Here is a 25,531-nt window from a genome sequence, read left to right as displayed (position 1 = left end):
GGGCCGGCCGCCGCGGCGACCGCCCGGAGCCCAGCGGTCAGGCCTCCTCGGCGGGCTGCTGCGGTTCGCCCGAGACATCCACCCGCCGTTCGGCGTCGATGCCCGGGCGGTCCTCCACCAGGCTGTCGTCGAGCGGGCGCTCCTCGTCGGACGCGACCTGCTCGGCCTCGTCGAACTCCGTGTCCTGTGCGACGGTGAAGTCGTCATCCTCGGCGACGCCCTCGCCCGCCTTCGCGCGATCGTCCATGCCGTCAGCCTAGGACTCGGCGCCCCGCGCCGCACCGCCTCGGCGGGACGCATCCGCCCGGCCGTTAGGCTCGGCCCCATGCCGGACTGGATGGGGGCCGCGCTCGCCGGACTGGCCGCGGGCGGCGCGCTGGTCGTGGGCGCGATCATCGCCTGGGTCGTCCGCGTGCCGCAGCCCGTCGTCGCCGGGATCATGGCGTTCGGCGCGGGCGTGCTCATCTCGGCGCTCGCCTTCGACCTCGTGCTCGAGGCGCAGGACGAGGGCGGCTTCTGGCCCACCGTCGGCGGGTTCGCGGTCGGCGCCGTCACGTACGTCGCGGCGAACGCGGCGCTCGACCGCCTCGACCAGCGGAACCCGCGCGGCCGCGGGGACAGTCCGGGGACCGGCATCGGCATCGCGCTCGGCGCGCTCCTCGACGGCGTGCCCGAGTCGGCGGTGCTCGGCCTCAGCATGGTCGGCGGCGGGGGAGTGAGCGTGCCGGTGCTCGTCGCGATCATCATCTCGAACGTGCCGGAGGGCCTGTCGAGCACGGCGGCGCTCAAGGACGACGGCCGCTCCCGCACCTACGTATTCGTGCTCTGGACCGGCATCGCGCTCGCCAGCGCGCTGGCCGCGGTCGCCGGCTTCGTGCTGCTCGACGACGCGAGCGGCGGCACGACCGCCTTCGTCACCGCCCTCGCGGCGGGCGCCATCCTCGCCATGATCTGCGACACGATGATCCCCGAGGCGTTCCGCACGGCGCACGCGTTCACCGGGCTCCTGGCCACCGCCGGCTTCCTGCTCAGCTACGCCGTGCACGTGCTGGGCGGCTGACGCCGACGCACCCGAACGACGCGTCGCACCGCATCCGGCGCGAAACCCGGTAGAATCGATGCTCGACCGGCGAATCCGATCCTCGGTCCGACGGCGCGGGCCCCGCTCGCGCACTGCTCGGCTGGTGGCCTCACCCACCTGGATTCGACGGCCCCGTCGTCGCGGAACCCGGATGGTTCCGCCGCCCGCGGTCCGGTGAGCGAACCGCGCGGCGTCGGTGCGACGGACGCACCCACCGTGGGAGGACCCTTGGCCCAGACGAGGCAGCGTCAGCGGACGCGCTCTCGCGACGACGACGCGCCGATCATCCCGATCCTCGCCCGCAAGGTGCGCGAGGTCGAGCAGAAGGCGCAGAAGAACAAGCTCGGACCGACGAACCGCCAGAAGTTCCAGGTCATCGCGCTGCTCATGCGCGAGGAGCGCTCGCGCGTGAAGGGCGACGCCGAGATCGGCGACGCGGCCCGCGTCGAGCTGCTGAAGCGGCTCGACGGCATCGCGCAGATCCTCGCGAAGACCGCGGCCCGCGACACCAGCCTGATCACCCTGCTCGAGCCGGATGCCTCGGTGTCGACGGTCGCGCAACGGTTCCGCCGCGACTGGCTGCTGGAGTCGGGCGCCGAGCTCAGCGCCGACGAGCTGATCATCACCCGCGAGCCCGACCCCGTCGCGGTCGTCGCGAGCGAGAACCAGGTCGTGCCGCAGTCGGTGAAGGCGCGCCAGCTCGCGAACCCGTTCCTCGCCCCCGACTTCTCGCGGAACCACGCCCCGGCGGTGCCGGTGCGGCGCCTCGCGAACTGGGAGCTGCTCGGGCCGCTGTTCAAGTCGTTCGAACAGGGCTCCGGAGGCCAGACGGCCTCGATGGAGCTGCCCGAGGCGCCGAAGGTCGACCGGCTCGCGCCGCGCGGCCTCGAGCTGATGAAGCACCAGGCGCGGTTCATCGAGTCGGCCCGCGAGGGGCACCGCACCTTCCTCCTCGCCGACGAGCCCGGCCTCGGCAAGACCGCGCAGTCGGTGCTCGCCGCCGCCGTGACCGATTCCTACCCGCTCCTGGCCGTCGTGCCGAACGTCGTCAAGATGAACTGGGCGCGCGAGGTCGAGCGGTGGACGCCGCACCGCCGGGCGACCGTGATCCACGGCGACGGCGACACGCTCGACGCCTTCGCCGACGTCGTCGTCGTGAACTACGACATCCTCGACCGCCACATGTCGTGGCTGTCGACGATGGGCTTCCGCGGCATGGTCGTCGACGAGGCGCACTTCATCAAGAACCTGCAGTCGCAGCGCTCCCGCAACGTGCTGGCACTCGCCGACCGCATCCGCCGCGGCGCCCCCGGCGGGCACCCGCTGCTCCTCGCGCTCACCGGTACGCCGCTCATCAACGACGTCGACGACTTCCGCGCGATCTGGCAGTTCCTCGGCTGGATCGACGGCGACCGGCCGTCGCCCGAGCTGCTCGCCGAGCTCGAGGAGACCGGGCTGACCCCCGCCGACCACGGCTTCTACGCCAGCGCCCGGCGCACGGTCATCGACCTCGGCATCGTCCGCCGCCGCAAGGTCGACGTCGCCGCCGACCTCCCCGCCAAGCGCATCGCCGACCTCCCGGTCGAGCTCGACGACGAGCTCGGGCGTTCCGTCCGGGCCGCCGAGCGCGAGCTCGGGCAGCGCCTCGCCGGCCGGTTCCGTGCCCTCGTCGAGTCGCGCGGCCTCCGCGTCGGCGACCTCGACGAGCTCACGCGCGACCAGTACATCCGAGCCGTCGCCTCGGCGGAGCTCGAGGAGTCGAAGTCGGCGAAGTCGGGCGAGAACGTCTTCACGATGGTCCGCCGCATCGGCCAGGCGAAGGCCGGGCTCGCCGCCGACTACGCGGCCCAGCTCGCGCGCTCGGCCGGCAAGGTCGTCTTCTTCGCGAAGCACATCGACGTGATGGACCAGGCCGAGGCCGCGTTCGCGTCGCGGGAGCTCAAGACCGTCTCGCTCCGGGGCGACCAGACGGCGCTCGCGCGCCAGGCCGCCATCGACGCGTTCAACACCGACCCCGAGGTGCACGTCGCGGTCTGCTCGCTCACCGCCGCGGGCGTCGGCGTCAACCTCCAGGCGGCGTCGAACGTCGTGCTCGCCGAGCTCAGCTGGACCAGCGCCGAGCAGACGCAGGCGATCGACCGCGTGCACCGGATCGGCCAGGACGAGCCGGTGACGGCCTGGCGCATCATCGCGGCGCACACGATCGACGCGCGGATCGCGGAGCTCATCGACGCCAAGCAGGGCCTCGCGGCCCGGGCGCTCGACGGCAGCGACGTCGAGCCGGGCTCGGCCGACTCGGTGCAGCTCGACGCCCTGCAGCACCTGCTGCGCGCGGCGCTCGACGGCACCCTGTAGCGGACGGCCGCGGGCGGGGCATCCGCCCGCGGCACGTCCCGGTTCCTCCGTGCGGATAGAATCCGAACGTTCGCGCCTCGACGGAGCGGCCTCTGCGAACGACAGCTACAGAGGAGTCATCACGACATGAAGATCGGCCTGCTCACGAGCGGTGGCGACTGCCCCGGCCTGAACGCGGTCATCCGCGGGGCCATCCTGAAGGGCGTCATCTCGCACGACACCGAGTTCGTCGGGTTCCGGTGGGGTTGGCGCGGCGTCGTCGAGCGCGACCTGATGCCGCTGACCCGCCACGACGTGCGCGGCCTCGCGAAGACCGGTGGCACCATCCTCGGCTCGAGCCGGACGAACCCGTTCGAGGGCGAGGGCGGCGGCCCCGAGAACATCCAGCGGATGCTCGACGAGGAGGGCATCGACGCGATCATCGCGATCGGCGGCGAGGGCACGCTCACCGCGGCCCGTCGCCTCTACGACGAGGGCGGCATCAAGGTCATCGGCGTGCCGAAGACGATCGACAACGACCTCGCGGCGACCGACTACTCGTTCGGCTTCGACACCGCCGTGCAGATCGCGACCGAGGCGATCGACCGCCTGCGCACCACCGCCGACTCCCACGGCCGCTGCATGGTGCTCGAGGTCATGGGCCGCCACGTCGGCTGGATCGCGTTGCACTCGGGCATGGCCGGCGGCGCGCACGCCATCCTCATCCCCGAGCAGCCGCAGTCGATCGACCAGATCTGCGAGTGGGTCGAGTCGGTGCGCGAGCGCGGCCGTGCGCCCCTCGTGATCGTCGCCGAGGGCTTCACGCTGCCCGACATGGCCGAGGCGCACTCGCACAAGGGCCTCGACGCCTTCAACCGGCCGCGGCTCGGCGGCATCGCCGACGTCCTCGCCCCGATGATCGAGGAGCGCACCGGCATCGAGTCGCGCGCGACCGTCCTCGGCCACATCCAGCGCGGCGGCGAGCCGACCGCGTACGACCGGGTGCTCGCGACGCGCCTCGGCATGGCCGCCGTCGAGGCCGCCTACGACGAGGCGTGGGGCAACATGGTCACGCTCCGCGGCACCGACATCAAGACGGTGTCGATCGCGGAGGCGACCGGCAGCCTCAACCGCGTGCCGCAGGCCCGCTACGACGAGGCGAAGATCCTCTTCGGCTGAGCGGATGCCCCTGCCCGAGGTGTGCGTCTGCTACCTCCTGCGCGAGCGGGAGGGGCGGCTCGAGGTGCTCCTCGGCCGCAAGAAGCACGGGCTCGGGCAGGGGTACTTCGTCGGGCTCGGCGGCAAGCTCGAGCCGGGCGAGACGCCGGTCGACGCCGCCGTGCGGGAGTCGTTCGAGGAGGCGGGGGTCGTGATCGACCCCGCCGACCTCGAACCGAGGGGCCAGCTCACGTACCTGTTCCCGCACAAGCCGGCGTGGAGCCAGGCGTCGAACGTGTTCGTCTGCCGTCGCTGGAGCGGGGTGCCCCGCCCGAGCGACGAGCTCGACCCCGAGTGGTTCCCGATCGACGGGGTGCCGCTCGGCGAGATGTGGGACGACGCGAAGCGCTGGCTGCCCGGCGTGCTCGCTGGGGATTCGGTGAGCAGGACCTTCGTGTTCGGTGCGGACCTCGCGACCGTGGTGGATGAGCCCAGTTCCGTCGCGTAGGATCGACGGGGTTGTCCGGCGCCCGCTGAACCCGAGCACGCCGGCCTCCGCAACCCAGACTCCCTGAACATCAGGTGAACCCCGTTCGCCGTTCCAGAGAAAGACGCCGGTGGATCTCACCCTCATCGTCGTGCTGGTCATCGCACTGGCGTTGTTCTTCGACTTCACAAACGGCTTCCACGACACCGCGAACGCGATGGCGACGCCCATCGCGACCGGTGCGCTCAAGCCGAAGGTGGCCGTCGCCCTGGCGGCGGTGCTGAACCTGATCGGCGCGTTCCTGTCGACGGAGGTCGCCAAGACGATCTCCGGCGGCATCATCAAGGAGGGCGACGGCGGGGTCCTGATCACGCCGGAGCTGATCTTCGCCGGCCTGATCGGCGCGATCGTGTGGAACATGATCACCTGGCTGCTCGGCCTGCCGTCCTCGTCGAGCCACGCGCTGTTCGGCGGCCTGATCGGCGCAGCCATCGTCGGTTTCGGCCTGCAGGCGATCGACTTCAGCGTGGTGCTCTCCAAGGTCATCCTCCCGGCGCTGCTCGCCCCGGTGACGGCCGGCCTCATCGCGTTCGCGGCGACGAAGCTCGCCTATGCGATCACCCGGCGGTACGACGGCAAGCCCGACGGTCGCGACGGCTTCCGGCGTGCGCAGGTGTTCTCCTCGTCCCTCGTCGCGCTCGCGCACGGCACGAACGACGCCCAGAAGACGATGGGCGTGATCACGCTCACCCTCATCGCGGCCGGGCTCCAGGCGCCCGGCGACGACGTGCAGACCTGGGTCATCGTGACCTGCGCCATCGCGATCGCCCTCGGCACCTACATGGGCGGCTGGCGCATCATCAAGACCCTCGGCACCGGTCTCACCGACGTGAAGCCCGCGCAGGGCTTCGCGTCGGAGACCGCGACGGCGGCGACCATCCTGGCCTCCAGCCACGTCGGCTTCGCCCTCTCGACCACGCAGGTGGCGTCGGGCTCCGTGATCGGCTCCGGCCTCGGCCGCCGCGGCTCGAAGGTGCGGTGGCGCACCGCCGGGCGCATCGGCGTCGGTTGGCTGCTCACCCTGCCCGCCGCCGGCGCGGTCGGCGCGGTCGCCGCGCTCGTCGCGCACCTCGGCGTCGTCGGCATCATCATCGACACCGTCGTCGGCGTCTCGGTGATCGTCGGGATCTTCGTGTGGTCGCGCCGCAGCGAGGTGGCCCCGCACAACGTGGTCAGCGAGGTCGCCGACTCGGGTCGCGCGGTGAAGATCAAGCGCAACCCCAAGCCGAAGAAGAAGGTCGCGAAGTGATCGACTGGTTGGCGTTCCTCCTCGTCCTGCTCTCCGCGCTGATCGGCGCCTCCGTCGTCGTGAGCGCGTACTCGCTCGGCATCCGCCTGCTGACGATCTCGGGCCGCACGCCCGTCGTCACGCCGGCCGAGTTCACCGACGCGATCACCGTCATCACGCCCGCCGAGGCGAAGGCCGCCGCCAAGCGCGCCGCCAAGGCGGCGAGGAAGAACCCCCTCAGCGAGGGCGAGAAGCGCGTCGCGTTCCTGGGTGCATGCGCCTGCTTCGCGCTCAGCGGCATCGCCGTCATCGTCGGCATCTGGCTGATCGTCGGCGAGCACCTGATGAAGCTGTTCGGCCTCGCCTGACCGGGCACGCGATGGAGGGGGCATCCGGCCGCGGGGGACACACGACCACGTGGGGCGACGCCCCGCCGAGCACCCGAAAGGACCGCCGATGACCAGTCCGACGCCGACCGAGGCGCCCTCCGCCGAGCCGGAGCCGCAGCCGAAGCACGCGATCGACCGCTTCTTCGAGATCACGAAGCGCGGCTCGACCGTCGGCACCGAGATCCGCGGCGGCATCGTCACGTTCGTGACGATGGCGTACATCGTCATCCTGAACCCGATCATCCTGTCGTCGGGCACCGACGTCGCGGGCGACCAGCTCGCCTTCGGGCAGGTCGCGGCCGTCACCGGCCTCACCGCCGGCGTCATGACGATCCTCTTCGGCCTCGTCGCCCGCCTGCCGTTCAGCTTCGCGGCCGGCCTCGGCATCAACTCGTTCCTCGCGGTCTCGGTCGTCGGCCAGGTCACCTGGCCCGAGGCGATGGGCCTCGTGGTCATCAACGGCCTCATCATCGTGCTGCTGGCCGCCACGGGCCTCCGCCGCCTGATCTTCGACGCGGTGCCCATGCAGCTGAAGCTCGCGATCACGGTCGGCATCGGCCTGTTCATCGCGTTCATCGGCTTCGTCGACGCCGGCTTCGTGACGGCGACCGGCCTGGCGTCGCCGCCCGTCGGCCTCGGCACGAACGGCAGCGTCGCGACGATCCCGACGCTGATCTTCGTGCTCACGCTGCTCGGCACCGGCATCCTCGTCGCGCGCAAGGTGAAGGGGGGCCTGCTCATCGGCCTCCTCGGCGGCACCGTGGTCGCCGTCGTCGTCGAGGCGATCTGGCACCTCGGCTCCGCGGTCGACCAGCCGGGCGGCTGGAGCCTGTCGGTGCCGCAGCTGCCCGCGAGCTGGGTGAGCCTGCCCGACCTCTCGCTGGTCGGCCAGGTGTCGTTCGGCTCGTTCGAGCGCATCGGCGTGCTGGCCGCGCTCATGCTCGTCTTCACCCTCGTCTTCACGAACTTCTTCGACGCGATGGGCACCTTCACCGGCCTGTCGGAGGAGGCGGGCCTCGCCGACAAGCAGGGCAACTTCCCGCGCCTGAAGTCGGCGCTGATCGTCGAGGGCGTCGGCGCCGTCGCCGGCGGTTTCACGTCGTCGTCGTCGAACACCGTGTTCATCGAGTCGGGCTCGGGTATCGGCGAGGGCGCCCGCACGGGCCTCGCGAACCTCGTCACGGGCGCGCTGTTCCTGCTCGCGATGTTCTTCACGCCGCTCGTGTCGATCGTGCCGTCCGAGGTCGCCGCCGCGGCGCTCGTGATCGTCGGCGCGCTGATGATGTCGCAGATCCGCCACGTCGACTTCCTCGACTTCTCGGTGATGCTGCCGGTGTTCCTCACCGTCACGGTGATGCCGCTGACCTACTCGATCGCCAACGGCATCGGCGCGGGCTTCATCTCGTGGGTCGTCGTGCGGTCGCTGTCGGGCAAGGCGAAGGAGATCAGCCCGCTGCTGTGGGTCGTCGCCGCCGGCTTCCTCGTGTTCTTCGCCCGCGGGCCGATCGAGGCGCTCTTCGCCTGACCTCGTCCCGGCGGGCGGATGCCCCGGAGACGACGGATGCCCCGGACCACGCGGTCCGGGGCATCCGTCGTTCCAGGCGCCTGGGGCGCGGCCCGGTCAGGCCGTGCCGCGCGCCTTCCCGATCCAGTTCATGACATGGAAGATCACGATCGCCGCGATCGTGCCGAGCGCGATGCCGTTGAAGACCACGTCGCCGAACGACATCGTGAAGTCGGCGATGCCGATGATCAGCGCGGTGGCGGCGGTGAACTGGTTCACCGGGCGCGAGAAGTCGACCTTGTTGTCGACCCAGATCTTCACGCCGATGATGCCGATGAGGCCGTACAGCGCGACCGTCGCCCCGCCCAGCACGCCGGCCGGGATCGTGTTGATCAGGGCGCCGAACTTCGGCGAGAGGCCGAGCAGCACCGCCACGATGCCCGCCACCCAGTAGGCGGCCGTCGAGTAGACACGGGTCGCCGCCATGACGCCGATGTTCTCGCCGTACGTCGTGGTGCCCGAGCCGCCGAAGAAGCCGGCGACCGTGGTCGCGAGGCCGTCGGCGAGGAGCGCGCGGCCGGTCCAGGCGTTGACCGAGGCATCCGTCATCTGCGCGACGCCGCGGACGTGGCCGACGTTCTCGGCGATGAGCACGAGCACGATCGGCAGGAACGCGGGCAGCAGGCCCCAGATCGCCGCGTCGGCGAAGGGATTGGCGGGCAGGTGGAACTCGGGGAGCCCGACCCAGTCGGCCGCGGCGAACGCGGTGAAGTCGACCTGGCCCTGCAGCACGGCCGCCACGTAGCCCACCACGACGCCGATGAGGATCGAGATGCGGCCGATCAGCCCGCGGAAGAGCACGGTGACCAGCAGGATCGCGGCGAGCGTCACGAAGCCGGTGAGCGGCGCGGCCTCGAAGTTCGACTTCGCGACCGGCGCCAGGTTGAGGCCGATGAGGGCGACGATCGCACCGGCGACGACCGGCGGCATGAGCCAGTCGATCCAGCGGGTGCCCGTCCAGATCACGATCGCGCCGACGAGCGCGAGCAGGAGGCCCACGGCGACGATGCCGAACAGGGCCGCGCCCATCGGGTCGTCGATGCCCTTCGCGGCCATGGCGCCCGTGATCGGGGCGATGAAGGCGAACGACGAGCCGAGGTAGCTCGGCACCCGGTTGCGGGTGATGAGCAGGAACAGGATGGTGCCCACGCCCGAGAACAGCACCGTCGTCGCCGGCGGGAAGCCGGTCAGCAGCGGCACCAGGAAGGTCGCGCCGAACATCGCGACGACGTGCTGGGCGCCGAGGCCGATCGTGCGCGGCCACGTGAGGCGCTCGGCGGGCGGCACGACGTCGCCGGGGGCGACGTGCTTCCCGTCGCCGTGCAGGGTCCAGGGCAGGGGCATGGGGCTCCGTTCAGGGGGTGGGGGAGGGCCGGAGGTCCGGCGGTGGGGATCCAACCGATCGTATCGGGGGGCTAGCCAGATACCCCGGCGGGCGGGGCGCTCGTAGCGTGGAGGGGTATCCACGAGAAGGAGCATCCAGATGACCACCGCAGTCCCCGAAGCCCCCGCCGCGACCGAGGCCGCCGCCTTCGCCCCGCCCGCGTTCACGGCGCAGTCCGCTCCGGCCGCTCCGGCCGAGACCAACGGGTTCAGCATCTCGAGCCTCGTGCTCGGCGTCGTGTCGATCGTCGCCGGGTTCACGTTCTTCCTGCCGGCGGCCGGCCTCGTGCTCGGCATCCTGGCGCTGCGGCGCGAGCCGTCGAGCCGCACCATGGCGATCTGGGGCGTCGTGCTGAACGCCGTCATGCTCGCCGGCGCGCTGCTCGTCGGACTGGGCGCCGCCGCGGTCGGCCTCGCGTTCCTGCCGTTCGCGTTCCTCTGGGGCGCCTGAGTCGACCAGGCGAAGGGCCGGTGCCGCTTCGGCGCCGGCCCTTCGCCGTGTCCGGAGCCGCGACCGAGTCCGCCGGCCGCAGCGTCCTCCGGGGCCCGTCTCAGCCGTAGAACCCGCGCAGCAGGGCCTCGGTGCCCTCGAGGTGCTCGGCCATGGCGGCACGCGCCTCGTCGGCGTTGCCGCGGAGGATCGCGCCCACGACGGCGCGGTGCTGGTCGTCGGAGTGGACGATGTTCGGCGCGAGCAGCGGGATCCCGTCGAGGAGCTCGTTGACCCGGAGCCGCACGTCGGCGACGAGCGGCACGAGCCCGCCCGCGCCGATGAGCTCGGCGATGAGCAGGTGCAGCCGCGAGTCGGCGACGCGGTAGCCGTCGGGCGGCGCCGAGCGGCACTCCTCGTACGCCTGCCAGAGCCGTTCGCGGTCGGAGGCGCTGAGCTCGCTCGCGGCCGCCCGACCGGCCGAGCCCACCTCGAGCACGGCGCGCAGCGCGAGCACGTCCTCGAGCTCCTCGCGGCTCGGTCGCACGCCGTCGGCGCCCGTCACGGCGGGCGGAGCATCCGCGGCGAACGTGCCGCCGTAGCGGCCGCGCCGCACCACGACCCACCCGGCGTCGGCGAGCGAGCCGAGCGCCTCGCGGAGGGTCGCCCGGCTCACCTGCAGCCGCTGCGCGAGGTCGCGCTCGGACGGCAGCCGCTCGCCGGGGGCGATGAGGCCGAGGCGGATCGACTGCAGCAGCCGCTGCATGGTCTCCTCGTAGGCGTTCGCGACCTTCGCCGGGCCGAGCAGCAGGCCGGAGCTCAGCACCTCCGGCGCCGCAGCCGGCACCGTGCCCGGCACCGCGCCCGGCGCCGCGCCCGGTCCCGAGTCCTCCGCCATGCTCCGAGCCTAGAGCGGGGTCACGTACGCGGCGCTGATGCCGCCGTCGACGAGGAAGGTCGAGCCGGTGATGAACGAGGCGTCGTCGCTCGCGAGGAACGCGACGGCCGCGGCGAGCTCCTCGGGCTCGGCGAACCGGCCGACGGGCACGTGCACGAGGCGGCGCTGGGCGCGCTCCGGGTCCTTCGCGAACAGCTCGCGCAGGAGCGGCGTGTTCACCGGGCCCGGGCAGAGCGCGTTCACGCGGATGCCCTGGCGCGCGAACTGCACGCCGAGCTCTCGGCTCATCGCGAGCACCCCGCCCTTCGACGCGGTGTACGAGATCTGCGACGTCGCCGAGCCGAGCACCGCCACGAACGACGCGGTGTTGATGATCGAGCCGCGCTGCTGCGGCACCATGTGCCGGAGCGCGGCCCGCGAGCACAGGTAGACCGACGTGAGGTTGACGTCCTGCACCTTCTGCCAGGCGGGCAGCTCGGTGGTCTCGATGGAGTCGTCGTCGGGCGGCGAGATGCCGGCGTTGTTGAACGCGATGTCGAGCGTCCCGGTGATCGCGGCGGCCCGGGCGAACAGGTCGTCGACCTGCTGCTCGTCGGTGACGTCGACCGCGACGAAGGTGCCGCCCACGGCCTCGGCGGCGGCCGTCCCGCTCGTCGGGTCGACGTCGCCGATGACGACGTGCGCGCCCTCGGCGGCGAACCGCTTCGCGGTCGCGAGCCCGATGCCGCTCGCGCCGCCGGTGATCACGGCGACGCGGCCGGCGAGGCGGCTGGTGAGGTCGATGGGGGTGATGGGCATCCGTTCCTGCTTCCTGATCGGTCTGGGTGGCGTCAGTCGACGGCGATGAACACGTTCTTCGTCTCGGTGAACGCGAGCGGCGCGTCGGGCCCGAGCTCGCGCCCGAGGCCCGACTGCTTGAACCCGCCGAAGGGCGTCGCGTAGCGCACCGAGGAGTGCGAGTTCACCGACAGGTTGCCGGACTCGACGGCGCGGGCCACGCGGATGCCCCGGCTGAGGTCGCGGGTCCAGATCGAGCCGCTCAGGCCGTACTCGGTGGCGTTGGCGAAGCGGATCGCGTCGTCCTCGTCGTCGAACGGGAAGACCGAGACCACGGGGCCGAAGATCTCCTCGCGGGCGGCTCGGGAGTCGCGGGTCGGCGTGAGCACGGTCGGCGGGAACCAGAACCCCGGCCCCGTCGGCGCCTGGCCGCGGAAGGCGACGTCGCGGTCGTCGGGCACGAACGAGCGCACGCGCTCCCGGTGCTCGGCGGAGACGAGCGGCCCCATCTCGGTGGCCTCGTCGGCGGGGTCGCCCACGCGCACGCCCTGCACGGCGGGCTCGAGGAGCTCCATGAACCGCTCGTAGACGGAGCGCTCGACGAGGATGCGGCTGCGCGCGCAGCAGTCCTGCCCGGCGTTCTCGAACACCCCGTACGGTGCGGTCGCGGCGGCGCGCTCGAGGTCGGCGTCGGCGAAGACGATGTTCGCGCTCTTGCCGCCGAGCTCGAGCGTGACCCGCTTCACGCGCTCGGCGCAGCCGGCCATGACCCGGGAGCCGACCTCGGTCGACCCGGTGAAGACGACCTTGCGCACCGCGGGATGCGTGACGAACCGCTCGCCCACGACCGAGCCGCGGCCGGCGACGACCTGGAACAGCCCCGAGGGCAGTCCCGCCTCCAGCGCGAGCTCGGCGAGCCGGAGGCTCGACAGCGGCGTCCACTCGGCGGGCTTCAGCACGACGGCGTTCCCGGCGGCCAGCGCGGGGGCGAAGCCCCACGAGGCGATCGTCATCGGGAAGTTCCACGGCGTGATGACGCCGACCACGCCGAGCGGCTCCTGGAACGTCACGTCGAGCCCGCCCGCGACGGGGATCTGCCGGCCGAAGAGGCGTTCCGGCGCGGCCGAGTAGTACTCGAGGACGTCGCGGACGTGCCCCGCCTCCCAGCGGGCCTGGCTGACCGGATGCCCCGAGTTGCGCACCTCGATGGCGGCGAGCTCCTCGATCGCGCCGTCGACGGCGGCCGCGAAGCGGCGGAGCATCCGCCCGCGGTCGACCGGTGCGAGCCGCGCCCAGTCGCGCTGGGCGACGACGGCCGCCTCGATGGCGCGGTCGGTCTCCTCGATCGTGGCGAGGGCGACGGAGGCGACGTGGCTGCCGTCGGCGGGGTTCAGGATGGCGTGGGTCACGCGGGACTCCTCGGGTCGGTGCCGGCGATGGGCGGTGCGGCGCGGGCGGCCCGGTGGGTGCGGGCGGCGCGGTGGGTGCGTGCGGCGTCGACGAGGCCGGCGAAGAGGCGGCGGTCGGCCGCATCCTCCTCGGGGTGCCACTGCACGCCCACGCCGAAGGCCGCGCCGTCGAGCTCGACGGCCTCGATGACGCCCTCGGGGGTCGTCGCGGTCACGCGTAGGCCCGCGGCGACGCGGTCGATCGCCTGGTGGTGGTAGACGTGCACGGCGAGGTCGTCGGCCGCGTCGCCGAGCAGGTCGGCGAGGCGCGTGCCCGGCTCGACCGCGACGGTCGCGGAGCCGAACACCGCCGGCGCCGGCTGGTACGCCTCCGACCCGACGACGTCGGGCAGGTGCTGGTGCAGCGAGCCGCCGAGGGCGACGTTCAGCAGCTGCGCGCCCCGGCAGATGCCGAGGAACGGCAGGTCGTGCGCGATCGCGGCGTGCAGCAGGGCGTCCTCCCACGCGTCGCGGTCGGTGCGCGGTGCGCCGGTGCGCTCGTGCGCCGCCTGGCCGTACCTGGCGGGATCGATGTCGGCGCCGCCGGCGACGACGAGCCCGTCGAGGGCGGCGACCACGGCATCGGCCACGCCGGGTCGCACGGGCTGCGGCGGCAGCAGCACCGCGACGCCGCCCGCGTCGGTCACGCCGTCGAGGTAGGCCTTCGGCAGGAACGACGCCGGCACGTCCCACACCCCGCTGCGCGCCGGTTCGAGGTACGTGGTCACCCCGATGAGGAGGGGTGCCTCGCCGCCCTGCTCAGAGACGTTCGAAGCCACGCACGCGCTCCCAGTCGGTGACGGCCGCGTCGAACGCCGCGAGCTCGACGCGTGCGGCGTTCAGGTAGTGGGCGACGACATCCTCGCCGAACGCGGCGCGGGCGAGGTCGGATGCCTCGAACAGCGCCGCGGCGTCGCGGAGGGTCGACGGCACGCGCGGGGCATCCGACGCGTACGCGTTGCCCTCGAAGGCGGGCTCGAGCTCCAGGCCCTCCTCGACCCCCGCGAGGCCGGCGGCGATGAGCGCGGCGGTCGCGAGGTACGGGTTCACGTCGCCGCCCGGGATGCGGCACTCGACCCGCATGCCGCTGCCGTGGCCGACCACGCGGAGCGCGCAGGTGCGGTTGTCGAAGCCCCAGGCCATCGCGGTCGGCGCGAAGCTGCCGTCGGCGTAGCGCTTGTACGAGTTGATGTTCGGCGCGAGCAGCAGGGTCAGCTCGCGCAGGTGCCGGAGGAGCCCGGCGAGGAACTGCGTGAACAGCGTCGACATGCCGTGCGGGGCGGCCGGGTCCGCGAACGCGGCGGAGCCGTCGTCCCCGCGCAGCGACAGGTGGATGTGGCAGCTGTTGCCCTCGCGCTGGTCGAACTTGGCCATGAACGTGATCGACTTGCCGTGCGCGTCGGCGATCTCCTTCGACGCGCTCTTGTAGATCGAGTGGTGGTCGCAGGTCGTCACCGATCGGTCGTAGCGGAACGCGATCTCCTGCTGGCCGAGGTTGCACTCGCCCTTCACGCCCTCGGTGTACATGCCGGCGCCGTCCATGGCGCGGCGGATGTCCCGCAGCAGCGGCTCCATGCGGGTGGACGCGTGCAGCGCGTAGTCGACGTTGTAGTCGCTGGCGGGGGTGAGGTCGCGGTAGCCGCGGCGCCACGCCGTGCGGAAGTCGTCGTCGAAGACGATGAACTCGAGCTCGTTGCCGCTGTACGGCGCGAGGCCGCGCTCGGCGAGCCGGCCGACCTGGCGCTGCAGGATGCGGCGGGGCGACTCCTCGACCGGGGAATCGTCGAGCCATTCGAGGTCGGCCGTGACCATCGCCGTGCCGGGCAGCCACGGCGCCGCGCGGAGCGTCGTGAAGTCGGGCACCATCCGCATGTCGCCGTAGCCGCGCTCCCAGCTGGAGATCGCGTACCCGTCGACGGTGTTCATCTCCACGTCGACGGCGAGGAGGTAGTTGCAGCACTCGGCGCCGTGCTCGGCGACGTCCTCGAGGAACAGCCTCGCCGAGACGCGCTTGCCGACGAGGCGGCCCTGCATGTCGGTGAAGGCGACGATCACGGTGTCGACGTGCCCGTCGGCGACGGCGGCCCGGAGGTCGTCGAGCGTGAGGTGGCCGGTCGGTGCGGTCATCCGCAGCTCCTCCTCGAGTTGGAATGGTCTGGGTGGCGACCATTACAGCACAGTCCCGTGCCTGACGGCCTCGACCACCCGGCAAAAATGGTCTGTACGGCGAACCATTGGCGGCCCTATCATCGGCACCACCCAGCGCTCGCCCCCTGCGCGCGCCCCACGTGACCACCTGGAGGAGCCGGCCATGGCCAAGGACACCCTTTCCGTCTCGGGCGTGAAGTACACGACCGCCGACGACGGCTACTTCGAGAAACGCAAGCTCACGCGGGCCGCCGGCGTCTGGGGCCTCTGGGGCCTCGCCGTCGCCGCCGTCATCTCCGGCGACTTCTCCGGGTGGAACTTCGGCATCGACTTCGCCGGCTTCGGCGGCATGCTGATCGCCTTCGTGATCCTCGTGGTCATGTACTACGGCCTGATCTTCTCCATCGGCGAGATGAGCAGCGCGATGCCGCACACCGGCGGCGCGTACTCGTTCGCCCGCGCGGCGATGGGGCCGTGGGGCGGGTTCATCACGGGCCTCGCCGAGACGATCGAGTACGTCGCGACCACCGCCGTCATCGTGTTCTTCTCCGGCTCGTACGCCGACGCGATCACCAGCGAGCTGCTCGGCTTCTCGATGCCGCAGTGGATCTGGTGGGTGGTGCTCTACATCGCGTTCATCGGCATCAACGCGGCCGGCGCGAACCTGTCGTTCAAGTTCGCCATCGTCGTCTCGATCATCTCGATCGCGATCCTGCTGGTGTTCAGCGCGATGGCGATCTTCTCCGGCGAGTTCTCGTGGGACAAGCTGTTCGACATCGTCCCCGACGCGGGCCAGACCGCCTTCCTGCCGCACGGCGTGCTGCCCATCCTCTTCGCCCTGCCGTTCGCGATGTGGTTCTTCCTCGGCATCGAGGAGCTGCCGCTGGCGGCGGAGGAGTCCCACGACCCCGTCCGGGACATCCCGCGCGCCGGCCTCATCGCGCGCGCCACCCTGATCGTGACCGGCCTGCTCGTGCTCTTCCTCAACACGGGCGTGGTCGGCGCCGAGGCCACCGGCACGGCGGGGGAGCCGCTGCTCGACGGCTTCCGGGCGATCGTCGGCGACGAGCTCGCCGCGCTGCTCGCGCTGTTCGCGCTCATCGGCCTGCTCGCCTCGCTCCAGGGCATCATGTTCGCCTACGGACGCAACATGTACTCCCTCTCGCGGGCCGGCTACTACCCGAAGTTCCTCTCGCTCACCGGGAAGCGGCAGACGCCGTGGGTCGCCCTCATCGCGGGTGCGGTCATCGGCTTCATCGCGCTCCTCGTGCTCGACGTGCTCGCGCAGGTCGACGCCGAGGGCGCCGGTGCCGTGGCCGGCGCGATCGTGCTGAACATCGCCGTGTGGGGCGCGGTGCTCGCGTACCTCCTGCAGATGGTCTCGTTCGTGATCCTGCGCCGGAAGTACCCGAACGCCTCGCGCCCGTACCGCAGCCCCTGGGGCATCCCCGGGGCCATCGTCGCCGCGGCCATCGCGGCGCTCATCTTCCTCGGATTCCTGCTGAACCCGACGTTCGTCCCGGCGATCATCGCGATCGGCGTGGTCTACGTGGTCATGCTGCTCGCCTTCGCGCTCTGGGGACGGCACCGCCTCGTGCTCTCCCCGGAGGAGGAGTACGCGGTCTCGGGCGGCCTCCACGGCGATCCGCAGAAGGAGGGCTACGGCGGGGCCGTCGAGGAGGAGCTGCTCGCGACGGACGGCGTCGACGGCGTCGACGGGGCCGCACCGGCGGCTGAGGGCACCGAGGAGCCGGAGGCGCCCGTCAGGTCCTGACGGGCGGAGGACCGCGGCGGGCGGTCGGCGCGGGGGCGCCGGCCGCCCGCCGCGCGCGTGCGGGGCCTGCGGCCCGGCGGTCCCGCGGGTAGGCTCGGAGGCGGATAACCGGCGATCCCGGGACATCCGCTCACCCGTCCCGCGCACCCCGCAGGACCCGAGGCAATGGAGCCGAACGCATGTCGCCCCTCGACACCCGACCCATCCCGATCACGTTCACGGAGGTGGACGACGTGTATCCGCCCTTCCCCGTCGGGCCCACCCGCACCGAGACCGACTCGCTCGGCAGCGTGGAGGTCCCGGCCGACGCCTACTGGGGCGTGCACACCATGCGGGCGCTCGAGAACTTCCCGATCTCGAAGCGCCCGATCTCCGTCTACGCCGAGCTCGTGCGCGCGCTCGCGTGCGTGAAGCAGGCGGCGGCGCGCGCCAACCACGAGCTGGGCGTCCTCCCCGACGAGCAGGCCGCCTGGATCGACGAGGCCTGCACCCGGATCATCGCCGGCGAGCACCACGACGAGTTCGTCGTGGGCGTCATCCAGGGCGGCGCCGGCACCTCGACGAACATGAACGCGAACGAGGTGATCGCGAACCTCGCGCTCGAGATCGGCGGCTACGCCAAGGGGCGGTACGACGTCGTACACCCCATCGACCACGTGAACCGCAGCCAGTCGACGAACGACACCTACCCGACGGCCGTGAAGCTCGCGATGACGTTCTCGCTCACGACGTACCTGGTGGAGCTCGACCAGCTGCGGCGGTCGTTCGACCGGAAGGGCCACGAGTTCCACGGGGTCCTGAAGGTGGGCCGCACCCAGCTGCAGGATGCCGTGCCGATGACGCTCGGGCAGGAGTTCCACGGCTTCGCGACGACGCTCGGCGAGGACGTCGACCGGCTCCGGGAGACCATCAAGCTGCTCGGCGAGGTGAACCTCGGCGCGACGGCGATCGGCACGGGCATCACCGCGGAGCCCGGCTATGCCGAGGCCGTGGTGCGCCACCTGAGCGAGATCACCGGGCTGACCCTCGAGACGGCGCCCGACCTCATCGAGGCGACGAGCGACACGGGCGTGTTCATGACGTTCTCCAGCGTGATGAAGCGCAGCGCGATCAAGCTCTCGAAGATCTGCAACGACCTGCGCCTGCTCTCGAGCGGGCCGCAGGCGGGCCTCGGCGAGATCAACCTCCCGGCCCGGCAGGCGGGGTCGAGCATCATGCCGGGCAAGGTGAATCCCGTCATCCCCGAGGCCGTCAACCAGGTCGCCTATGCGGTCGCCGGCACCGACCTCACCGTGACGATGGCCGCCGAGAGCGGGCAGCTCCAGCTGAACGCGTTCGAGCCGGTGATCGCGCACTCGCTGCTGCAGTCGATCACCTGGATGCGCCAGGCGTGCTGGACGCTGCGGGTCAACTGCGTCGACGGCATCACCGCGAACGAGGACCGCCTGGAGGCGATGGTGGCCTCGAGCGTCGGCGTCATCACCGCGCTCATCCCGTTGATCGGCTACCAGGAGGCGGCGACGCTCGCGAAGCTCGCCCTGCGGACCGGGCGACCGGTGGCCGACCTCGTCGTCGAGGCGGGGCTGATGACCCGCGAGGCGGTGGAGGCGGAGCTCTCGCCGTCGAAGCTCTCGGGGCTGCACATCACGCAGTCCATCCCGGTCATCACCATGCAGGGGGAGCCGCACGAGTAACGCGGGCGGCCCGGCGGGACGGGGCGTCAGGCCTCGTCGGCGTCGAAGGTCGCCCGCAGCGCGGTGAGCGCGCTCGCGAGCGCGCGCCGCTCGTCGGCGGTGAGGCGGGCGAGTCGCTCCCGCACGCCGTCGGCGACGGTCGGGGTCGCCTCGTCGAGCAGGCGTCGGCCGGTCGCGGTCGGCGAGATGTGCGACGACCGCCGGTCGCCGGGGTTGGCCCGGCGTTCGGCGAGGCCGGCCGCCTCGAGGCGGTCGACGGACTTGCTGGCCGCCCCGACGGTGATGCCGATCTCGCGGACGATGTCCTGCACGCGGCATCCGTCGACCGAGGCGATCACCCGGAGCACGTCGTAGGACGCGAGGTGCACGCCGTGCGCGGCGTGCACGCGGTCGTCGAGCCCTTCGAACCAGCGCGTCTCGGCGCGCACGAGGGTGAAGAAGAGGGCGAGGTCGGCGTCGTCGGCCATGGGTGCATTCTCCGGAAGTAGATTGACGGGAATCATTATAGTGGGGCAATATCGATTCCCTGGAATCAATCTACGACAGGAGCCACGGATGTCCCACGCCGCCTTCGACCGCGTCGCCGAGCTGTACCGTTCCGCCAGGTTCGCCCCCGATGCCACGGTCGCCGAGATGCGCACCGCCTTCGCCGGCGGGGCCGGCCCGATCCCCGGAGACGTCGAGGCGACGCCCGACGCCGTCGCCGGCAGGCCCGCCCTCCGGCTGCGGGCGGAGGGCGGCTCCGAGGCCGGCGCCCTGCTCTACCTCCACGGAGGCGGCTACGTGATCGGTTCCGCCCGCACGGGCGCCGGGGTCGCCGCCGCGCTCGCCCGCCGCACGGGCACCACCGCCTGGTCGCTCGACTACCGCCTCGCGCCCGAGCACCGCTTCCCCGATCCCGTCGACGACGCCGTCGCCGCGTACCGCGAGCTGCTCGATGCGGCGGGCCCCGACCGGCTCCTCCTCGCCGGAGACTCCGCGGGCGGCGGCCTCGCCGTCGCCACCCTCGTGGCCGCCCGCGGGCTGGGCCTGCCGATGCCCGCGGCCGTCGCCGTGTTCTCCCCGTGGACCGACCTGACCCTCTCCGGCGACTCGATCGCCGACCGGGTGGGCGACGACCCGCTGTTCACGATCGACGACCTCCGCGGCTACGCCGCGCGCTACCTCCCCGAGTCGGGTGCCGCCGGTGCCGCCGAGGCCGCCGCGTCGCCGCTCGCGAGCCCCGTGTTCGCCGACCTCCGCGGCCTGCCGCCGATGTTCGTGCACGTCGGCAGCCGCGAGCTGCTGCTCGACGACGCCGTGCGGCTGGCCGCGAACGCCGCGCGCGCCGACGTCGACGTGGTGCTCGAGGTCGCCGCCCGCGCGCCCCACAACATGCCGACGCTCGTCGGCGTCCTCGAGGAGGCGGATCGCGCGGTCGAACGCGCGGGCGACTTCCTCGCGGCGCGGCTGCCGGCCCGGGTGGGTGTCAGATGACGCTGGGCGTCAGATGACCCGGCAGTGCGTCGTCAGCGACCCGATGCCGCCGATCGACACCGTCACCGTCGCGCCGTCGGCGAGGAACACCTGCGGGCTCCGCGAGTAGCCGGCGCCGCCCGGGCTGCCCGTCGAGATGAGCGTGCCGGGCGGGATCGTCGCCGAACGGGACAGGTAGGAGATGATCTCGGCGACGCCGCGCACCATCTCGTTCGTCGAGGCGTCCTGCAGGATGTGCCCGTCGAGGTTCGTGGTCAGCCAGAGGTCCTGCGGGTCGGGGATCTCGTCGGCGGTGACGACCACGGGGCCGGTCGGCGTGAAGCCGTCGAACGACTTGCAGCGCGACCACTGCGCCTCGGAGAACTGGATGTCGCGCGCCGTGATGTCGTTCACGACCGTGTACCCGAAGACGTAGTCGAGCGCGTCGCGCACGTGCACGCCGCGGGCCGGACGGCCGATGATCACGCCGAGCTCGGCCTCGTAGTCGACCTGGGTCGACAGGTCGCCTGGCCAGGTCGTCGTCTGGCCGTGGCCGGTGAGCGAGTTCGGCCAGAGCGAGAAGACGGTCATCGCCGACTCGCTGCGCAGCTTCAGCTCGCTCGCGTGCGCGGCGTAGTTCGCGCCGACCGCGAGCACCTGCGGCGGGCGGATCACGGCGGACGCGTGCCGCAGGTCGTGCACCGGCGTGCCCGTCGCTCCGGCGTCGACGGCGGCGGCGACGGCCTCCCGTGCGTCGGCCAGGGCGCCCGGGCCGAGTTCGATGAGGTGCTGCAGGTCGAGCGGGGGCTGCTCGAGGAGCTCGTCGAGGAAGTGCGCCGAGTCTCCCGCGACGACCGCGAGTCGGGGAGTGGGCCGGCCATCGACTCTGAGGTGCGCGAACTTCACCGTTCGAGCCTATCGAGCGCGGCCGCGCCCGGGCCGGGCGCGACCGCATCCGATGGTGACGATTCGGGAACGGCGGCCTCATCGCGGTGCGCGACGGCGACGCCGTTCCGAGCGGTTCAGTCGGCGCGGGGCCGGAGGCGGAGCCCGTCCATCCCGCCGTCGACCGCGAGGGCGATGCCGGTCGTGCTCCCCGCCGCCGGGCTCGCGAGGTACGCGACCGCGTCGGCGACCTCGTCGGCCGAGACGAGCCGGCCGTGCGGCTGGCGGGCCTCGAGGGCGGCGCGCTCGGCGGCCGGATCGTCGGCCGAGGCGAGCAGGCGCCCGATCCACGGCGTGTCGGCCGTGCCGGGGTTCACCGCGTTCACGCGGATGCCCTCCGCGAGGTGGTCGGCCGCCATGGCACGCGTGAGCGAGAGCACGGCGCCCTTCGTGGCGCTGTAGAGGGCGCGCTGCGGCAGGCCGGCGGTGGCGGCGATCGACGACGTGTTCACGATCGCGGCCGCCGGCGACTCGCGCAGGTGGGGGAGCGCGGCGCGGGCGACCCGCACCATGCCGAGCACGTTGACGTCGAACACGCGGTGCCACTCGGCGTCGTCGTTCGCCGCGACGTCGCCCTGCGCACCGATGCCGGCGTTGTTCACGACGACGTCGATGCGGCCGAGCTCCGCGGCGACCCGCGCGACGCCCGCGCGCACGCTCGCGTCGTCGGTGACGTCGACGCGGACGGCGAGGTCGGCGTCGGCGCCGTCGGGAGCGAGGTCGAAGACCGCGACGCGCGCGCCGTCGCGGCGCAGGCGCGCCGAGATCGCGGCGCCGATGCCGGATGCCCCGCCCGTGACGATCGCGACGAGGCCGTCGAACGCGCCGGTCATGCGGACGCCTCCGACGCGGTGACGGCTGCCTCGGTGAACCGGTGCCGCTGGCGGCCGAGGCCGTCGATCTCGAGCTCGGCCACGTCGCCGGCGACGAGGTACGGGAACCGGCCCGACAGGGCGACGCCCTCGGGGGTGCCGGTGAGCACGAGGTCGCCCGGTTCGAGCGCGAGCACCTGGCTCAGCTGCAGCACGATCTCCTCGATGCCGAAGATCAGGTCGGACGTGCGGGAGTCCTGGCGCGGCTCGCCGTTGATCCAGCTCCGCAGCCGCACGTCGTGCGCGTCGACCTCGTCCGGGGTGACGAGCCACGGGCCCGTCGGGCAGAAGCCGGGGGCGCTCTTGCCCTTCGACCACTGGCCGCCCGACTCCGCGAGCTGCCAGTCGCGCTCCGAGAGGTCGTCGGCGATCACGTAGCCGGCGATGCTCGCCGCGGCCTCCTCGTGCGAGCCGAGGTAGCTCGCCCGGCGGCCGATGACGACGCCGAGCTCGACCTCCCAGTCGGTCTTGACGCTGCCGCGGGGGATCGCGACGTCGTCGTCGGGGCCGACCACGGTGTTGGGCGACTTCATGAACATGACCATGCGCTCGGGCGGGGCGGAGCCCGACTCGGCCGCGTGCGCGGCGTAGTTCATGCCGATGCAGTACACCGCCGACGGGCGCGCGATGGGGGCGCCGACGCGGAGCGTGCCTGCCCCCGGCAGCTCGGGCAGGGTGCCGGCCGCGAGCGCCTCGCGTGCGGCCTGCGCGCCGCCCCGGGCGAGGAACGCGCCGTCGACGTCGGCGGTGAGGCCGCGCAGGTCGAGGATGCGGTCGCCGTCGACCACGACGGGGACCTCGGCGCCGACGGCGCCGAGTCGGGCGAATCTCATGCTGCTCCTTCGCGAATGACGCGGCCGGAGGTCAGAGGTCTGGATCGGCCGCGAGGATGATTCGCCCTGATTCTTGCATATCCGGACGGGTTGACGGCAGAGACATCCGATGTCTATGCTCGACCCCGCCAGAAAGGACGCCATGCCAACGATCGTCAGCGTCGACACCCGGGACATCCGCTTCCCCACCTCGCTCACCCTCGACGGGTCGGACGCGATGAATCCCGACCCCGACTACTCCGCCGCGTACCTCGTGGTGCGCACCGACGCGCCCGACGGGCTCGAGGGCCACGCCTTCGTCTTCACCATCGGCCGCGGCAACGACGTGCAGGTCGCCGCGCTCGCCGCGCTCCGCGAGCACCTCGTCGGTGCCGACGTCGATGCGCTGCTCGCCGACATGGGCGCCGCGAGCCGCCGGCTCGTGCACGACTCCCAGCTGCGCTGGCTCGGCCCCGAGAAGGGCGTCATGCACATGGCCATCGGCGCCGCGGTGAACGCGCTGTGGGACCTGCGCGCGAAGCGCGCCGGCGAGCCGCTCTGGCGGCACCTCGCGTTCCTCAGCCCCGAGGAGCTCGTCTCCCTGGTCGACTTCCGCTACCTCACCGACGCGATCACCCCGGAGGAGGCGCTCGCGATCCTCCGCGCGGCGGAGCCCGGCCGCGCCGAGCGTGCCGCGCACCTCGAGGCCGTCGGCTACCCCGCGTACACGACGACCCCGGGCTGGCTCGGCTACTCCGACGAGAAGCTCGACCGGCTCTGCCGCGAGGCCGTCGCCGACGGGTACCCGCAGATCAAGCTCAAGGTCGGCGCCGACCTCGACGACGACCGCCGGCGCCTCGCGATCGCCCGCAACGCCGTCGGCCCCGGGTACCCGATCGCGGTCGACGCGAACCAGCGCTGGGACGTCGCCGACGCGATCGCCTGGATGACCGCGCTGGCCGAGTTCGAGCCCGCCTGGATCGAGGAGCCCACGAGCCCCGACGACATCCTCGGGCACGCGGCCATCGCGCGCGGCGTCGCCCCGGTGCGCGTCGCGACGGGCGAGCACGTGCAGAACCGGGTCGTCTTCAAGCAGCTGCTCCAAGCCGGCGCCATGGACGTGATGCAGATCGACGCGACCCGCGTCGGCGGCGTCAACGAGAACCTCGCCAACCTGCTGCTCGCCGCGAAGTTCGGGGTGCGCGTCTGCCCGCACGCCGGCGGCGTCGGCCTCTGCGAAGCCGTGCAGCACCTGTCGATGTTCGACTACGTCGCGGTCACCGGCACCATGGAGGGCCGCATGATCGAGTACGTCGACCACCTGCACGAGCACTTCGTCACGCCCGTCGTCGTGCAGCAGGGCCGCTACCTCGCGCCCACGGCGCCCGGCGCCGGCACCGAGATGCTCGCCGCCTCCATCGACGCGAACGAGTGGCACGGCCGCGCGGCCGTGGCGGCCGGGGGCATCGGGGCCGGCGCATGAGCGCCGCCACCGCCGACCCCGACGCGGGCGCCGCTCCGGCAACCCTCGCCGATCGGCTCGGCCCGCTCGGCTTCGGCGGCGCGCCGCTCGGCAACCTGTACCGGCCCGTCTCCGACGAGACCGCCCGCACCGCGCTCGAAGCCGGCTGGGAGTCGGGCGTCCGGTACTTCGACACCGCGCCCCACTACGGCCTCGGCCTCTCCGAGCGGCGGATGGGCGCGTTCCTCGCCGAACGGCCGCGCGACGAGTTCGTGCTCTCGACCAAGGTCGGCCGCGTGCTCGAGCCGAACCCGGCCTTCACGGGCGGCGACGACCTCGCAGACGGCTTCGCGGTGCCGGACGACCTCGTGCGCCGGTTCGACCCGAGCGAGTCGGGCGTGCGCCGCAGCATCGACGACTCGCTCGACCGGCTCGGCCTCGACCGCATCGACCTGGCGTACCTGCACGACCCCGACGTCTACGACCTCGATCGCGGCCTGCGGGAAGGGCTGCCCGCCCTGGCCCGCCTGCGCGACGAGGGCGTCGTCGGTGCGATCGGCATCGGCGTGAACGACGCGGCCGTGGCCGCGCGCGCCGTGCGCGAGGGCGACCTCGACGTCGTGATGATCGCCGGGCGGTACACCCTGCTCGAGCAGCCCGCCCTGGCGGACCTGCTCCCGCTCTGCGAGGAGCGCGGCGTCGCCGTCGTCGCGGCCGCGCCGTACAACTCGGGCCTGCTGGCCACGGACGAACCGGCCGCCGACGCCGCGTACGACTACGGCGCGGTGCCCGCCGAGGTGCTCGATCGCGCCCGCCGACTCGCGGCCGCCTGTCGCGAGTGGGGCGTGCGCCTGCCGGTGGCCGCGCTGCACTTCCCGCTGCGCCACCCCGCCGTCCGCTCGGTCGTGGTCGGCACCTCCCGACCTGACGCGGTCCGCGAGAACGCCGCCCGCTTCGCCACGACGGTGCCCGAGGCCTTCTGGGAGCACCTCGTCGAGCAGGGACTTCTCCCATGAGCCGTCAGAAGTCCGATCTTTCGTCACGTTCGCGTGACGAGACGCCACGATCTGCCGAACGGATGCCCCGAGACATCCGATGAACGGTACACTCATCCCGAATCTCAGAAGAGGAG

At 72.5% G+C, this 25,531-nt stretch carries 24 protein-coding genes; 13 read left to right on the top strand and 11 right to left on the bottom strand.

Translation table 11 applies throughout. The features are described from left to right. Window positions 1–37 precede the first annotated feature (37 nt). A complete protein-coding gene (locus ACGGZK_RS15680; RefSeq protein WP_395243554.1) occupies window positions 38–247 on the bottom strand; it encodes a hypothetical protein in 210 nt (69 codons plus the stop codon). A 78-nt stretch (window positions 248–325) separates the two neighbouring features. Between ACGGZK_RS15680 and ACGGZK_RS15675 the strand changes: the two genes are divergently transcribed. From ACGGZK_RS15675 to ACGGZK_RS15645, 7 genes are all read left to right on the top strand, one after another. Next, window positions 326–1,060, top strand: coding sequence for a ZIP family metal transporter (locus ACGGZK_RS15675; RefSeq protein ID WP_395243553.1), 735 nt, complete (start codon window positions 326–328; stop codon window positions 1,058–1,060). Between the two features lie 249 nt (window positions 1,061–1,309). Further along, complete coding sequence (locus ACGGZK_RS15670) at window positions 1,310–3,436, top strand: DEAD/DEAH box helicase (protein WP_395243552.1); 2,127 nt, start codon at window positions 1,310–1,312, stop codon at window positions 3,434–3,436. 126 nt (window positions 3,437–3,562) lie between these two features. Beyond that, entirely contained in the window at window positions 3,563–4,594 is a 1,032-nt protein-coding gene (locus tag ACGGZK_RS15665) for a 6-phosphofructokinase (RefSeq protein ID WP_395243551.1), read from the top strand. 4 nt (window positions 4,595–4,598) lie between these two features. Then, on the top strand, window positions 4,599–5,081 hold the full coding sequence (locus tag ACGGZK_RS15660) for an 8-oxo-dGTP diphosphatase (RefSeq protein WP_395243550.1): 483 nt from the start codon (window positions 4,599–4,601) through the stop codon (window positions 5,079–5,081). A gap of 109 nt (window positions 5,082–5,190) precedes the next feature. Then, complete coding sequence (locus tag ACGGZK_RS15655) at window positions 5,191–6,369, top strand: anion permease (RefSeq protein ID WP_395243549.1); 1,179 nt, start codon at window positions 5,191–5,193, stop codon at window positions 6,367–6,369. After that, a complete protein-coding gene (locus ACGGZK_RS15650) occupies window positions 6,366–6,716 on the top strand; it encodes a peptidase (protein WP_395243548.1) in 351 nt (116 codons plus the stop codon). Before ACGGZK_RS15655 ends, ACGGZK_RS15650 begins: the two co-directional genes overlap by 4 nt. An 88-nt stretch (window positions 6,717–6,804) precedes the next feature. After that, on the top strand, window positions 6,805–8,262 hold the full coding sequence (locus tag ACGGZK_RS15645; RefSeq protein WP_395243547.1) for an NCS2 family permease: 1,458 nt from the start codon (window positions 6,805–6,807) through the stop codon (window positions 8,260–8,262). Between the two features lie 96 nt (window positions 8,263–8,358). Here ACGGZK_RS15645 and ACGGZK_RS15640 read toward each other — a convergent pair whose 3' ends face one another. Then, the gene (locus tag ACGGZK_RS15640) at window positions 8,359–9,645 is read right to left on the bottom strand and encodes a uracil-xanthine permease family protein (RefSeq protein ID WP_395243546.1); all 1,287 of its coding nucleotides are present in this window, start codon (window positions 9,643–9,645) and stop codon (window positions 8,359–8,361) included. A 139-nt stretch (window positions 9,646–9,784) separates the two neighbouring features. Here ACGGZK_RS15640 and ACGGZK_RS15635 point away from each other — a divergent pair, with 139 nt between their 5' ends. Then, the gene (locus tag ACGGZK_RS15635) at window positions 9,785–10,135 is read left to right on the top strand and encodes a hypothetical protein (protein WP_395243545.1); all 351 of its coding nucleotides are present in this window, start codon (window positions 9,785–9,787) and stop codon (window positions 10,133–10,135) included. Window positions 10,136–10,235: 100 nt separating this feature from the next. Here the strand turns inward: ACGGZK_RS15635 and ACGGZK_RS15630 are convergent, their stop codons facing one another. Genes ACGGZK_RS15630 through ACGGZK_RS15610 form a run of 5 tightly spaced genes read right to left on the bottom strand, consistent with a single transcriptional unit; the run spans window position 10,236 to window position 15,364 of the window. Then, entirely contained in the window at window positions 10,236–11,012 is a 777-nt protein-coding gene (locus tag ACGGZK_RS15630) for a FadR/GntR family transcriptional regulator (protein WP_395243544.1), read from the bottom strand. 9 nt (window positions 11,013–11,021) lie between these two features. Beyond that, window positions 11,022–11,810 (bottom strand): 3-oxoacyl-ACP reductase, encoded by a 789-nt coding sequence (locus ACGGZK_RS15625; RefSeq protein ID WP_395243543.1) that lies wholly within the window; start codon window positions 11,808–11,810, stop codon window positions 11,022–11,024. Window positions 11,811–11,842: 32 nt separating this feature from the next. After that, window positions 11,843–13,198 (bottom strand): aldehyde dehydrogenase family protein, encoded by a 1,356-nt coding sequence (locus tag ACGGZK_RS15620; protein WP_395243542.1) that lies wholly within the window; start codon window positions 13,196–13,198, stop codon window positions 11,843–11,845. Then, the gene (locus ACGGZK_RS15615; RefSeq protein ID WP_395243541.1) at window positions 13,195–14,016 is read right to left on the bottom strand and encodes a gamma-glutamyl-gamma-aminobutyrate hydrolase family protein; all 822 of its coding nucleotides are present in this window, start codon (window positions 14,014–14,016) and stop codon (window positions 13,195–13,197) included. The genes ACGGZK_RS15620 and ACGGZK_RS15615 overlap by 4 nt, the downstream gene beginning before the upstream one ends. Continuing rightward, entirely contained in the window at window positions 13,997–15,364 is a 1,368-nt protein-coding gene (locus ACGGZK_RS15610) for a glutamine synthetase family protein (RefSeq protein ID WP_395243540.1), read from the bottom strand. Before ACGGZK_RS15610 ends, ACGGZK_RS15615 begins: the two co-directional genes overlap by 20 nt. A 184-nt stretch (window positions 15,365–15,548) precedes the next feature. Here ACGGZK_RS15610 and ACGGZK_RS15605 point away from each other — a divergent pair, with 184 nt between their 5' ends. After that, window positions 15,549–17,159: an amino acid permease gene (locus ACGGZK_RS15605; RefSeq protein ID WP_395243539.1), complete on the top strand. Its 1,611-nt coding sequence runs from the start codon at window positions 15,549–15,551 to the stop codon at window positions 17,157–17,159. Window positions 17,160–17,338: 179 nt separating this feature from the next. Continuing rightward, entirely contained in the window at window positions 17,339–18,853 is a 1,515-nt protein-coding gene (locus tag ACGGZK_RS15600) for an aspartate ammonia-lyase (protein WP_395243538.1), read from the top strand. Between the two features lie 26 nt (window positions 18,854–18,879). On the opposite strand, the gene ACGGZK_RS15595 is transcribed toward ACGGZK_RS15600, so the two are convergent. Then, window positions 18,880–19,320 (bottom strand): MarR family winged helix-turn-helix transcriptional regulator, encoded by a 441-nt coding sequence (locus tag ACGGZK_RS15595; RefSeq protein ID WP_395243537.1) that lies wholly within the window; start codon window positions 19,318–19,320, stop codon window positions 18,880–18,882. A gap of 88 nt (window positions 19,321–19,408) precedes the next feature. Here ACGGZK_RS15595 and ACGGZK_RS15590 point away from each other — a divergent pair, with 88 nt between their 5' ends. Beyond that, a complete protein-coding gene (locus ACGGZK_RS15590) occupies window positions 19,409–20,329 on the top strand; it encodes an alpha/beta hydrolase (RefSeq protein WP_395243536.1) in 921 nt (306 codons plus the stop codon). 9 nt (window positions 20,330–20,338) lie between these two features. On the opposite strand, the gene ACGGZK_RS15585 is transcribed toward ACGGZK_RS15590, so the two are convergent. The 3 genes from ACGGZK_RS15585 to ACGGZK_RS15575 form a co-directional block, all read right to left on the bottom strand. Then, entirely contained in the window at window positions 20,339–21,214 is an 876-nt protein-coding gene (locus ACGGZK_RS15585) for a fumarylacetoacetate hydrolase family protein (protein WP_395243535.1), read from the bottom strand. A gap of 116 nt (window positions 21,215–21,330) precedes the next feature. Then, entirely contained in the window at window positions 21,331–22,086 is a 756-nt protein-coding gene (locus ACGGZK_RS15580) for an SDR family NAD(P)-dependent oxidoreductase (RefSeq protein WP_395243534.1), read from the bottom strand. Beyond that, a complete protein-coding gene (locus ACGGZK_RS15575; RefSeq protein WP_395243533.1) occupies window positions 22,083–22,958 on the bottom strand; it encodes a fumarylacetoacetate hydrolase family protein in 876 nt (291 codons plus the stop codon). The genes ACGGZK_RS15580 and ACGGZK_RS15575 overlap by 4 nt, the downstream gene beginning before the upstream one ends. 142 nt (window positions 22,959–23,100) lie before the next feature. On the opposite strand from ACGGZK_RS15575, the gene ACGGZK_RS15570 reads away from it, so the two are divergent. Beyond that, complete coding sequence (locus tag ACGGZK_RS15570; protein WP_395243532.1) at window positions 23,101–24,420, top strand: L-fuconate dehydratase; 1,320 nt, start codon at window positions 23,101–23,103, stop codon at window positions 24,418–24,420. Beyond that, on the top strand, window positions 24,417–25,415 hold the full coding sequence (locus ACGGZK_RS15565) for an aldo/keto reductase (protein WP_395243531.1): 999 nt from the start codon (window positions 24,417–24,419) through the stop codon (window positions 25,413–25,415). Before ACGGZK_RS15570 ends, ACGGZK_RS15565 begins: the two co-directional genes overlap by 4 nt. Window positions 25,416–25,531 lie beyond the last annotated feature (116 nt).

The organism is Agromyces sp. MMS24-K17 (assembly GCF_043950245.1).
Taxonomy (GTDB): domain Bacteria; phylum Actinomycetota; class Actinomycetes; order Actinomycetales; family Microbacteriaceae; genus Agromyces.
The sequence above is the reverse complement of the archived record's forward strand: the minus strand, read 5'-3'. Positions and strand labels throughout refer to the sequence as shown.